This window comes from Alphaproteobacteria bacterium (assembly GCA_016870095.1).
GTDB lineage: Bacteria > Pseudomonadota > Alphaproteobacteria > Paracaedibacterales > VGCI01 > VGCI01.
On sequence record VGCI01000013.1, the window covers coordinates 1 to 12,018 of the forward strand.

9 protein-coding genes are annotated in these 12,018 nt (G+C 39.7%); 3 read left to right on the forward strand and 6 right to left on the reverse strand.

Going from position 1 to position 12,018, the window contains the following annotated elements:
* The first annotated feature begins 359 nt into the window (after positions 1–359).
* A complete protein-coding gene (locus tag FJX03_08140; GenBank protein ID MBM3633649.1) occupies positions 360–731 on the forward strand; it encodes a hypothetical protein in 372 nt (123 codons plus the stop codon).
* 193 nt (positions 732–924) lie between these two features.
* On the opposite strand, the gene sulP is transcribed toward FJX03_08140, so the two are convergent.
* From sulP to FJX03_08170, 6 genes are all read right to left on the reverse strand, one after another.
* Positions 925–2,604: a sulfate permease gene (gene sulP / locus FJX03_08145; protein MBM3633650.1), complete on the reverse strand. Its 1,680-nt coding sequence runs from the start codon at positions 2,602–2,604 to the stop codon at positions 925–927.
* A gap of 160 nt (positions 2,605–2,764) precedes the next feature.
* Positions 2,765–4,096, reverse strand: a complete 1,332-nt coding sequence (locus FJX03_08150; GenBank protein ID MBM3633651.1) for a protein-L-isoaspartate(D-aspartate) O-methyltransferase — start codon at positions 4,094–4,096, stop codon at positions 2,765–2,767.
* A gap of 2 nt (positions 4,097–4,098) precedes the next feature.
* Complete coding sequence (locus FJX03_08155) at positions 4,099–4,518, reverse strand: TraR/DksA family transcriptional regulator (GenBank protein MBM3633652.1); 420 nt, start codon at positions 4,516–4,518, stop codon at positions 4,099–4,101.
* A gap of 122 nt (positions 4,519–4,640) precedes the next feature.
* The gene (locus FJX03_08160) at positions 4,641–5,309 is read right to left on the reverse strand and encodes a BON domain-containing protein (GenBank protein ID MBM3633653.1); all 669 of its coding nucleotides are present in this window, start codon (positions 5,307–5,309) and stop codon (positions 4,641–4,643) included.
* A 14-nt stretch (positions 5,310–5,323) separates the two neighbouring features.
* Positions 5,324–5,803, reverse strand: coding sequence for an Hsp20/alpha crystallin family protein (locus tag FJX03_08165; GenBank protein ID MBM3633654.1), 480 nt, complete (start codon positions 5,801–5,803; stop codon positions 5,324–5,326).
* 290 nt (positions 5,804–6,093) lie between these two features.
* Positions 6,094–7,287 (reverse strand): MFS transporter, encoded by a 1,194-nt coding sequence (locus FJX03_08170; protein ID MBM3633655.1) that lies wholly within the window; start codon positions 7,285–7,287, stop codon positions 6,094–6,096.
* Positions 7,288–7,533: 246 nt separating this feature from the next.
* Here FJX03_08170 and mgtA point away from each other — a divergent pair, with 246 nt between their 5' ends.
* Together mgtA and FJX03_08180 are read left to right on the forward strand one after the other, a co-directional pair.
* Positions 7,534–10,122, forward strand: a complete 2,589-nt coding sequence (gene mgtA / locus FJX03_08175; GenBank protein MBM3633656.1) for a magnesium-translocating P-type ATPase — start codon at positions 7,534–7,536, stop codon at positions 10,120–10,122.
* A gap of 81 nt (positions 10,123–10,203) precedes the next feature.
* Entirely contained in the window at positions 10,204–11,454 is a 1,251-nt protein-coding gene (locus tag FJX03_08180; GenBank protein ID MBM3633657.1) for a cysteine desulfurase, read from the forward strand.
* Positions 11,455–12,018 lie beyond the last annotated feature (564 nt).

The following is a 12,018-nucleotide window of genomic DNA, read 5'->3' on the forward strand; positions in this document are numbered from 1 at the left end:
TCAAAGTGCGACTAACACGATGACACCACTAACCACAACTAACGAACGAGGTTAATTATGGCTAAAGACATCTTAGCTCATACTGAGCGCATTTTCCAAGAACAGAACAAGAGAATCTCCCATAAACTTGGGCCACCAGAGGTGCGTCTCTCTTAAACACGTTCATCTGAAGGAGGCGAGGCGCTGTCTCGCTTTCCTTCCTTTTGTGTGATGTTTGAGAGAAGCTCTTCGGGTAATTCTTGTTTTTATCTGGTTGATTTTGCCTTCGCGGCAAGTTGATTCATCATGCCCAAAATCCAAATAGGCAGGCGCTCTCAAGCATTCACACTCCGACAATTATTAGGATAAGGAGACAGCGAATGATACAAGTTCTGCCTTTAGATGGGACGCCCGATGAGTACTTTGAGAGTTTCGATGAATTCTTTAAGGATATCATCACAACTGAAAACTCGAAGCTCGTGGATGATCAACCTGATCTTGGTCAAATGAATTGGAGTTTTACGATCTACCCACCGAAACGAGTCGCCGCGCTCTATGCTCACACTACGGAGCCGTGCGATGCGATGCAGGAAGCGTTGGAGGATAATCTGCCGTTGATCGAGATTTGCGCGGGTGATTATAAAAAGCCCCTGTACATCGTCTTGAGCCCCAACGTTGATCTGGATTACCTGAAGCGAAAATGGTGCATCGATTGGTGCACGTTTCATCATGTGCTGGTGAGGGAGGTGTGAGGGGAAAGGGGTTTTTAAAAGAGGGCTAAGAGGTGCTATTGCATTTCTTTTTAAGCAGGTGGCATACTCATTGTCTTTAAGATATCCCTTGATAAACAATGGAGATCTTACACAAGAATTCCTACCATAAAATGGAGAAATCTCTCACCCCCTGTTTCATTTGAAGTAATGAAACAAATGAGTACAAAATATACTACTTTTCTTGATTAGAAAGGGTAAGAGCATGAGTTAATGACTTTGCGATTTTCACTTCACCCAATAGGTTGAGCTGATTAAGAGTAGCCAATGGTTGTTTTTGTACACCCACAAGAATCGTGGAGATACCCACTTTGCTACATCGTAAGAAAAATTCCTCCAAGGCACGTGCACCTGACGCATCGATGAAAGGGACATTATGCATTCTTAAAATGAAGGTACGTGTTTGTCTCTGAATTTGGTTTAAAATATCATTTAAAATGGTTGTAGCGCCGAAGAAAAAGGGTCCGTTGATTTGAAAAACTTCAACGCCTTCGGGAATAACGTTATGAGGGACGGTCTCAATGACGGCATCAAAATCGTCTTGGTCTTCTTGGAGCAGGGGCAGCCCATACTTGAGTTCCGTTACATCACTCATTCGCTTCATAAATAGGAATGCTGCAAGCACAACGCCGACTTGAATGGCAATGACAAGATCTGCAAATATCGTTAATAAGAACGTTGTAAGAAGGATGGCGCGATCACTTTTTGGCGCATGCATAAGATAGAGGAAATGCCGAGATTCACTCATATTCCAAGCAATAATCATCAGAATCGCCGCCAGGCTTGTTAGGGGAATCCACTTAGCAAAGGGAGACAAGATCATAAGAAAGGATGCAACAAAAACAGCATGGAATAGACCTGAAAGCGGTGTTTGTCCGCCTGATTTTATATTTGTTGCCGTGCGCGCAATGGCGCCTGTGGCTGGAATACCGCCCCCCAGAATGGATGCAATATTGGCAATGCCTTGGGCGACGAGTTCAACATTTGATTTATGTTTCCTTCCCGTCATGCCATCAGCGACAACAGCAGATAAAAGAGACTCCATTCCTGCAAGAAGGGCTATGGTAAAAGCAGCAGGCATCAATATGACCGTTGTATCCCATGAAGGCAGATTGGGTAAGGAAAACGTTGGAAAATGGTTGGGTAATTCCCCAAAGCGCGCTCCAATTGTGGCAACGTTGAGATCCAAAAAATAAACAAGGGTGGCAGAGATAACGATTGCAATCAAAAAACTTGGCCAACGGGGATAATGCTTACGTATCCCCAAAATTATCCCTAAAGTTAAAAAGCCAATAGCATGAGTTGGCCAGTGGATCGTGTGCATGGAAGTGAAATAAACTCGCCATTTATCAATAAAATCATTGGGGAGTGCTCCAGTTGACAGACCTAAAAAATCTTTGACTTGAAGAGAGAAAATGACAACCGCAATACCCGCGGTAAAACCTGTAATCAGGGGATAGGGCATATATTTAATCATCGCTCCAAATTGAGCAAATCCCATGATGATGAGCATGGCCCCTGCCATCAGTGTGGCGATAGCAAGGCCGTCATATCCATGTTGTTGGATAATGCCATAGATAATGACAACAAAAGCTCCTGTTGGTCCACCAATTTGATGACGACTACCCCCAAAGAATGAGATAAGGAATCCAGCGATAATTGCGGTGTATAGCCCACGTTCCGGAGAAACACCCGATGCAATTGCCAAAGCCATAGCCAGAGGAAATGAAATGATGGCAACTGTTAAACCAGCGGGAATATCCTTTCGCAAAATGCTGAGAGAGTATCCTTCCCGCAAGCATATAAAAAGCTTTGGGATAAATAGTTTCGAATAATGAGACAGCTTCGGGATCATTTGTTGTCCTTCAAGGTTAAGATGGGCAAAATAGCCTTTATCAGAAATTATAATATGTCTTTTTTAAATATTATCATCTTTTTTGGTTCTAGAAAATTACTGAGGTCATTGGCCACTAAAGAATAAATGTCCCATTCTGCTAGATTAAAATTTTCCAAGTCTAAAGTGGATCTCTTTGAAAAGGAACAAAAAGAACAGGGCCAAGCAGTTCTTTTTTTAAGCCTGTTTTCGTTTTAATAAAGCGGACAAGTTGTTGATCATAGCCACTTCCTAAGGGCATAATTAACCGCCCATTCACCGTAAGTTGATCAATCAGAGGCTGAGGAACCTTTTCCGCAGCGGCAGTGATAAGAATAGCGTCATAAGGAGCATGCTCTGGCCATCCAGAATATCCATCTCCAATTTTTACGTGCACATTCTTATAGCCTAAATCTTCAAGATGCTCTTGGGCTAGTTTACCAAGGGACACAACTATTTCGATTGTGTAAACTTTCTGAGCGAGCAAGCTTAAAACAGCTGCTTGATAGCCTGAGCCTGTTCCGATTTCTAGAACCTTTTCCTGAGGGGAAATACAAGCAGCCTCACACATGAAAGCAACAATATATGGCTGTGAGATTGTTTGCTCATACCCAATTGGTAAGGGTGAATCAGTATAGGCCCTATCTTTTAAACCATCGGGAACAAAAAGATGACGAGGAACCATTTTCATGCTCTTCAATACACGCTTATCCTTAATTCCTCGCAACTCAATCTGGGATTTGACCATATTCATACGTTGCCATGAAAAATCTGATTCATTTGCTGATGAAGTAAGCATAGTGTTCTCCTTATTTAAAAGATTAACAAGATTGTTCATTTTTGCGAAAGTTCGTTCTGCACCGTACTTTAAAAGCTGATCAGCCGTTTCAGATTTGAAATGATGTCCTCCTAAAAACCCCCAAGCTTTCATGCCAGCTGCAACAGCTGCCTTAATGCCAACTACACTATCTTCAATGACTAAGCATTGACCAGGCTCTACACCCATAGAATGCGCCGCAAAGAGGAAAAGATCAGGATAAGGCTTTGGTCTCCTAACCATATCGGCGCTAAAGATATTGCTATTAAAATAGGCAAGGAGAGTACTCGTAGTCAGCAAGATACGTAAAATTCTCAAAGAACAATTTGAGGCAACACATTTTTTAAAGGGAAGGTTCTGTAGAACCTTTTTTACGCCTGCAAATGCCTCAATTTTTTGACTGGAAAGCTTGGTAAGAACAATCTCGTCAATTTCTTCTGCAAATTGTCCAGAACTCTTTGAAAGCGTAATATTTTTCTTTTTTTTAAGAGCTTCAATAATCGAAAATGCTGTTGCACCAGAAAACTTTTTTGCAAAGTGTGCAAATGTCATCTTCATACCATGCTGCGAAAGGTACTGCCATTCAATTTTGTTTACGGCTTCTTGTGTATTTACAAGAACACCATCAAAGTCAAAGATAATTAAGTTTGGCTTCATTTTTACCTCTTAATTATTTTCTTCATCTTACGTTCTTTAAAATCTTGGGCTTTGAAACAATAGCGTGTGTAAGGAACAGCCAGAAGACGCTTTACTCCGATAGGTTCACCTGTCTCCTCACAGTAACCATAAATTCCCTCATTAATACGCTCTAACCCTAATTCGATTTCATGGCGCACCTGGTCTTCATGTTCTTGAAACATAAAATCTCTATTATGCAGCCCTTCATTGGTGCCTTGATCCACGGGGTCAGGCTCTCGGTTGGGAGCCTCAGTCAGACTCAAAGAGATTGCTTCCTCTTTCGCAAGAACTTGCTTGTGCATCTTTTCGAGCTTATCCTTAAAATAACACAGCATTTGCTCTGACATATATTCAGGATCATTGAAGGGATCATAAGAAGAAAGCGCATCTAAATTTATCATGGAAGTCACTCCTAAAATTTTTTAACGAGCTCTTGCGATCCTCTTGTACACAGCTACTTTCTCTTTCCCCCCTTTAAACTTTTCAACACCTTTAATTGAGCTTAGGAAGCGGTAAATTTTTATTAATAAATATTAATATCTAGTTCACCAGAATCAACCTCAGTTACACCTGGCACTGACCATGCCGCATGTCGTGCTTCTTCAAATTCAGCCCAGGATTGAACTGTGCCTTTTAGGATAACCTTACTCCCTTGGGTATTTATGTGGATATTACGAGCATCTAGCGTAGCGCTCCTTTGAAATTCTGATAAAATTTTCTTAGAGACTTGTTCCGGTTTTATAGTGGTTGGAGGCTTTAAAAAGATTGTATTGATGACATTCTTAACGCCAAAAAGATACTTTACATTTTGATAAGCTCTATCACGTTGATATTGCCACTCAACTTCACCACTAAGAGTGACTACACCATGCTCTACAACAATTTTTACTTTATCTCGGGGAAGGGAAGAATCCCATTCTAAAGTGCGTATAGCTGCTTTGGCTATTTCTTCATCGCTGCGTTGCAAAGATTCCCCAAACTTGACTTGGAGCTCTTCAATAACTCCCTTTACGCCTTGAATATTTTTTACGGTTTTTTCCGCTAAGAATTTTTCATAATAATTCTCAACGCTTCCTGTCAACGTCACAATCCCGTTTTCAACGCTAATCATGATATTGTGGGATTTAAGCCCTGGTTCAAACTCGAGCGCGTCTTGGATGTCTGTTTTAAGAGGTGAAGTTGGTATAGTCATGACGTTCTCCTTTTCTATTTTCGTTTAATTTCAATCCTTTTTATTTGTTTATCTTTTTCCGTAGATTTAGGAAGAATAATTTTTAGTACACCATCTTCTAGACTGGCATTGACATTATTTTCATCAACTGCTGTTGGAAGTTGAAAGGTACGATTAAAGGAGGTGCTAGAGCGTTCAGATAAATAATAATTACTGCGCTTTTCTTCTTTTTCTTCTTTTTTTTCCCCTCTAAGGGTAAGAATTCCATTGTTGATCTCAATATTAATATCTTCTTCTTTTAAACCTGGGAGATCAGCAATAATTTGAATTTCTTTATCATGCTCAATAATATCAACATTGGGCAGCAATCCTCCTTCTTTCGTCCAAGACATAAGTGGAGCCCCTCTCCAAAAATCATTAAAGGATTTTTCCAATTTTTCGAGATCCCGGCTGAATTCTCTAAATGGTTCTGAATTTGAGCCAAAAACCCTAGGCATTAAAGAAAGTTTCGTCATGACAATTTCCTCTTCTCTATAATGTTATATATGGTTATTTATTTCTTTTTACGACCTCACATTTTTTCGATTCATCTACATAAATGACAGCATGATTATACCAAAGTGACGATGAAGAGCTTCGTTAATTTTGGTTCTTTTTTTAATTTGAAAAGCAAGAGAATATAATATATAATGAAGTATAAGAGCGTCATAGTAACTGTTGTTCGTAAAAATATTTAGAAAAACATCTGGCCATATTTAAAGATCAAAACTATCTCCCATCTGTTATGAAGGGCTCGTTTATTAACCTATAAACAATTTTTCAATCTTTCTTTCCCAATAAATAATATAAGACTTATTAATGGTAAAAACCCCAACAAAGCATGACCCATGTAAAGAGTTTTATAGCTGGTATAGTTTATAATTATACCTGTTATTAAGTTAGCAAAAAACAGAGACATACCGCTGATCAGATAGAAAGTGCCATAGGCTGTTGCTCGAAGATGAGGTAATGCCTTATCGCCCACCCAAGATAGAAAAATGCTATGGCCAATTCCTCGCTGTATCCCCCATAAAAAAGCCCCCAGGAAAATTATTTCATTTCTGTCTGCACTACCTATAAAAAAGTTTGCCATGGATAAAAAAATGATAGACAGAGCAATACAGAAGGGACGTCCGACATAATCGGATAGCCTACCAATGGGATAGGATATTGCAGCTTCGGAAAGATTATAAGTCATCATTATAAAAGGAATTAATTCTATAGCCATCCCAAATTCTAAAGCTCTGAGGGCTATAAAAACTTCGCTACTTCTACATAACATAAAGAAAACACTCACTATGACAATAGCCCAATATCCCTTACCGAGGGCCAATAGCTCTCTGGGTTTTAAGGATATCTTGCGATTTTTAATTTCTGGCTGCTTTACCTCATGGACACTTAAAATTAAGAACAAGATAGCTAACAAAGCTGGAATGGATGATACCCAAAAGATCATGCGATAATTACATTGAGTAACTCTCATAACATAAAAGACGAGAAATGCACCGATCATGGAACCTATCATGCCTAGAGAGTGTCTTAGCCCAAAACAGGCACCTCTGAGCTCGGGTGGTGAAATTTCAGCGACCATTGCTTCTCTGGGACTGGCTTGTATGCCTTTGCCAATACGATCAAAAGACCTTCCCAATAAAACCGTGTGAACGCTGGTTGCTAAAGCTAAAATAGGACGACTTAAAATTACCACAAGATATCCTAAAACCATAAGGGCTTTGCGATTTTTTAAATAGTCGCTGAGAATTCCAGAAATAAGTCGTGCAGTCCATGAAGTAAGTTCAACCAACCCTTCCAGTATCCCCATAGAAACCAGGCTTGACTTCAAAACTTCCTTCATGAAGGGGCCGGATATCGTAAAAATCATGGCTGCCGATATATTAAGAAGCGCATCAGCTATCCCTAGAACCCAAAGTTGGAAAGGTATCTTTCTTAACTGCTGAGACATTGATGCACCTATCGTGGTACCTCCAATATTTAATATATTTAGAACTCTAGAAACAAAGTTCAACGATGGTTTGCGTTTAGAGAGGTATTTCTGATAAGAGCTTAATAGTAAGCTTTATTTTAACAAATTGTAACATAACCAACTATAAAAAACAAAATACGTTAAAATTAAAAGTGAATTCACCTATCTATGTACATGAATGCATACATAATGATAGATACCGTCACAAGATAAGCAACTGGACTCATGAATGAAGCAAAAAAACAGCATATAGATCATAAAGGATGGCTCCCCGAGGAAGAGATTTGGAGTAAATCTCTTGGTCAGTTATTCGTTGAACTCAAAAGCTCCCAAAAGGGGATTTCATCCAAGCAAGCAAAATTACGTTTAAAAAATTATGGATTAAATACTTTTCATGCAAAATCAAGGAATCTTTTCTTGTTTGTGATGCTTGGTCAATTTAAGAATCCTTTCTTGCTTATGTTGTTGATCTGTGCATCTCTTACTGGCATGGTAGGAGATATTGCCAGCTTTCTCATCATCTTTCTCATTGTATCTATAAGCACAATTATTGGAGTTTCTCAGGAATATATAGCATTGCACCAAGCAGAACTCCTGAAAGCATCGGTAGCTTTGCGAACTCAGGTATTACGTAATAGCGTGATATCTGAAATTTTAACTGAAGCAATTGTTCCTGGTGATGTGGTCGTCTTAAGTGCAGGAGATCTTGTACCAGGCGATGGGCGAATTTTAGCTGCGAAAGATCTGTTTGTTGATCAGTCATGCATTACAGGTGAGAGCCTACCTCTCTCTAAGAGTGCATGGGAAGAACCCGAAAATATTCAAGATCTCAACGACTCCTTTTCAACAGTGTTCATGGGTTCTGCTGTAATTAGTGGTACAGCTGAGGTTTTAATATGCCGGACAGGTAAGAATACGTTTCTAGGAGCAATGGCTCAAACACTCATTAGTCCGCGACAAACCTCTGTATTTCTGCAAGATATGAATAAATACGGGCTATTTATTATGAAGCTAACCCTTCTCATGGTGCTAGGGACACTTACAATCAATCTTTATTTACATCGTCCTTGGCTTGAATCCTTATTGTTTTCACTTGCTTTGGGCGTAGGGATGACGCCTGAATTCATGCCAATGATCGTGTCTGTTTGCTTAGCTCGAGGAGCGCGGCTTATGGCCAGATCAAAGCTGATTGTTAAAAAAATTTCTTCTATCTATGACCTTGGAAGTATGAATGTACTTTGTACAGATAAGACTGGCACTCTTACTGAAGGTGCTTTAGACGTGGTAGGTTACACCAATGCTCAGGGCCTTCCAAATCAACGTTGTTTTGAACTTGCTTACTTAAATAGTTTCTTTGAGACAGGCTATAAGAGTCCCCTCGATCAGGCCATTATGCATCATGCTTCAATAGATACAAAATTATGGACCAAAATTGATGAACTTCCCTTTGATTTTCAGCACCGTCGTATATCTGTTCTGCTCGGCGACGGAATAACGAAGGTTTTAATTTTAAAAGGCCCTTTGGAAGATATCCTTGAAGCTTCTTCATTTATTGAAGAGAGCAGTCGTGAAACCTCACGCCCCTTAAACCATCAAGATAGAGAAAAAATTATTAACCAATTTCGTCACCTAAGCGAACAGGGCTTAAGAGTCCTGGGTGTTAGCTGGCAACGAAAGCCACCTGAGTACACTGAAATTACACTAACGGACGAAAAAGATCTTATATTTTGCGGATTTCTATTCTTCTCTGACCGACCAAAAGAAAGTGCAAAGCAGGCTCTGAAGGCGCTACAAGCAAGCGGTATTACACTTAAAATCATTACAGAGGATAATGAGTTGGTAACCAAAAACCTTTGCAAACAGTTAGATATTCCTATCAGAGGAATGTTGACCAATACACAATTACACGAAATGACAGATACTGCACTGATAGCAAAGATCAAGAACACAAATCTTTTTTGTCGGGTAACCCCTGATCAAAAAAGAAGAATAGTTCATCTCTTGAAATTACAAGGGAATATCGTTGGATTTATGGGAGATGGAATTAATGATACATCCGCTTTGCATCACGCAAATGTCAGCATCTCCGTTGATAATGCTGTTGATGTGGCTAAAGAGGCCGCATCATTCATCCTTTTAGAAAAAGACTTAAGCGTTATCCATCAAGGTGTTCTAGAAGGTAGAAAAACTTTTGCAAATATCATGAAGTATTCCCTAATGGCAACCAGCGCCAACTTCGGAAATATGGTGAGTATGGTTGTGGCTTCCCTTCTTTTACCGTTCTTGCCCATGCTTCCAATCCAAATCCTACTTAACAATCTGCTATATGATATTGCGGGTTTGGGTTTACCATTTGACAACGTTGATTCAGAATTACTGGTTCGGCCGTCAAAGTGGGATGTTTCACTTATTAACAAGTTTATGGGATTCATAGGGCCCATCAGCTCTCTTTTTGACATTGGAACCTTTTATATCTTACTTTTTCTTTTTCAAGGCAACCAAAGTTTATTCCGCACAGGTTGGTTTATGGAGTCCCTTGCTACCCAAATTTTTGTCGTTTATATCATCAGGAGCAGGCACATATTTTTAAGAAGCACGCCTCATTATTGTCTCATCTTTTTTTCTGTTATTGCCTTGGCTATGGGCATTACCCTTCCCTATTCGGTATTAGGAACTTTCTTTAGTTTTGTTCAAATACCTTTGTCATTTTTTATGATTTTGCTCGCCATTGTGGCTACTTATCTTCTTGCAGTTGAGTTTGGAAAAAATCTTTTCTATAGAGTTTTTCTGAGTTCGTTGAAAAGCACAATTTGAAATGTGCGATGATTAAATAGGCTAAATCTGTTAAGCTATAGAAAAATTATGAGGAGGGAAACTCAATTGAAAAAAACTTATATGATTTATACTTTACTCAACTTTATCCTTTTCATTGCAAATACTTATTCTGCACCTATTTATTTAGATTACCAAGCCTCCACCCCTGTCGATCCAAGGGTGTTTGAAGTGATGTCTCCTTATTTTACCAAAGAATTTGGAAATCCACATTCAACGACTCATATTTATGGCACCCAAGCTCATAAGGCTATTGAGCAAGCTCGAAGTCAAATTGCAAAAGTTATCAATGCTTATCCAGAAGAAATTATTTTTACTTCTGGGGCAACGGAGGCAAACAATCTAGCAATACTCGGGGCTTGCAGGGCATTGAAAGGTCAAGGAAAGTCTGAAATAATTAGCATTACAACGGAACACAAGTCTGTTTTAGGGCCTTTGAAAGAACTCGAAAAGGAAGGATTTAAGATTATCCTCCTTCCTGTACAGAAAAATGGCATCATAAAAATAGAGGAGCTAGAGAAAGCCCTTTCTTCAAAAACAGCTCTCGTATCTGTTATGGCGGCAAATAACGAAATTGGTGTCCTGCAGCCCATAAGAGACATTTCCAAGCTCGCCCATAAGCACGGCGCTCTTTTTCATACGGATGCTGCTCAAGCCTTTGGCAAAATCCCGCTAGATGCAAAAAAGGATGATATTGATCTTTTAAGTATTTCTGGCCATAAAATTTATGGACCTAAAGGCGTGGGGGCTCTTTATATTAGGAACGGCGTTACCATTCTCCCTCTGGTATATGGTGGCGGACAGGAAAGGCACTTAAGGCCAGGCACTCTTCCAACGCCTTTATGTGTTGGTTTGGGAGAAGCTTCCCGTATTGCCTGCGAGAACCTATCATCTGAATCTAACCAGCTTTTAGCTTTGCGGAATAAATTTCTTGCTTTATTTCAGGGCAATCTTCCAGGTTTCGTTGTGAATGGTGATCTTGAGGCAAGGCTTCCTGGAAATTTGAATATTAGTATTGAAGGGGTTAATAGCAAGCCTCTTTTAGCAAACCTTACGGGTATTGCCGTCTCCGTCGGGTCAGCTTGTACGTCAGCCAAAATGGAACCATCTCACGTTCTCCGAGCACTTGACCGTGAAGGTACCCTTCCTCCTGCAAACGTTCGCTTAAGCGTGGGGCGCTTTACAACAGAGCAGGACGTTGAACAAGCGGCCTCAGAGATCATTACCGTTGTGAAAAGGTTAAGAGAAGAAAACCCAAAAGGGGGGAGTCGCTCTTGCCTCGTCAATATGGATGTTCTTAAAAAAAATAAATAAAAGTCCTTAAAAGGAGTACTGTTTGGTCCCGGTATGTTTTGATTCATGTGAATTTATAAAAATATGGGTTAACTCGGTTTTATTTTTCGCGTTTACATCTCCCGATATCTACAGTATGAAAAAATCCCGAAATGCAGGATGTCGTTTAGGTAATCTATTGAGAAAGAAGGACGATGTAACGAGATTTATTGAAATCCATTTTTTGAATGCTTTAGTTTTTTAGTAAATTCAAATAGACCATCTTAGCGTGAAATTTAATCCAACGTCCTCTTTGAAGAATTTCAAAGTGCGCACTTATAAGTTGCCTTTGCAGCATCGCGTTGGTGCACGCACCCTATCCATGAAATCCAATTAAGACTCTCGTTCTAAAAGGAACAAAAAATATGACTAATTGGCAGGGGCCATTATCTCTCATTTAATCTCCCATTTGTCGCAACATGTCGCAGAATGAAATGCGACAAATTTAATTTTCAGATGTGAGGATTACAACGGATTACATTGCATCCTTAAGAGGTTGTCGCATTGTCGCGCCTGTCGCCTAGATTTTAGGATGCGCGATCAAAG

Coding starts and splice junctions, on each gene's coding strand:
- FJX03_08155 (MBM3633652.1), bottom strand. CDS start 4,518: ATGATAAATTTAGATGCGCTTTCTTCTTATGATCCCTTCAATGATCCT.
- FJX03_08140 (MBM3633649.1), top strand. CDS start 360: ATGATACAAGTTCTGCCTTTAGATGGGACGCCCGATGAGTACTTTGAG.
- FJX03_08165 (MBM3633654.1), bottom strand. CDS start 5,803: ATGACGAAACTTTCTTTAATGCCTAGGGTTTTTGGCTCAAATTCAGAA.
- FJX03_08160 (MBM3633653.1), bottom strand. CDS start 5,309: ATGACTATACCAACTTCACCTCTTAAAACAGACATCCAAGACGCGCTC.
- FJX03_08170 (MBM3633655.1), bottom strand. CDS start 7,287: ATGTCTCAGCAGTTAAGAAAGATACCTTTCCAACTTTGGGTTCTAGGG.
- FJX03_08180 (MBM3633657.1), top strand. CDS start 10,204: ATGATTTATACTTTACTCAACTTTATCCTTTTCATTGCAAATACTTAT.
- mgtA (MBM3633656.1), top strand. CDS start 7,534: ATGAATGAAGCAAAAAAACAGCATATAGATCATAAAGGATGGCTCCCC.
- FJX03_08150 (MBM3633651.1), bottom strand. CDS start 4,096: ATGAAGCCAAACTTAATTATCTTTGACTTTGATGGTGTTCTTGTAAAT.
- sulP (MBM3633650.1), bottom strand. CDS start 2,604: ATGATCCCGAAGCTGTCTCATTATTCGAAACTATTTATCCCAAAGCTT.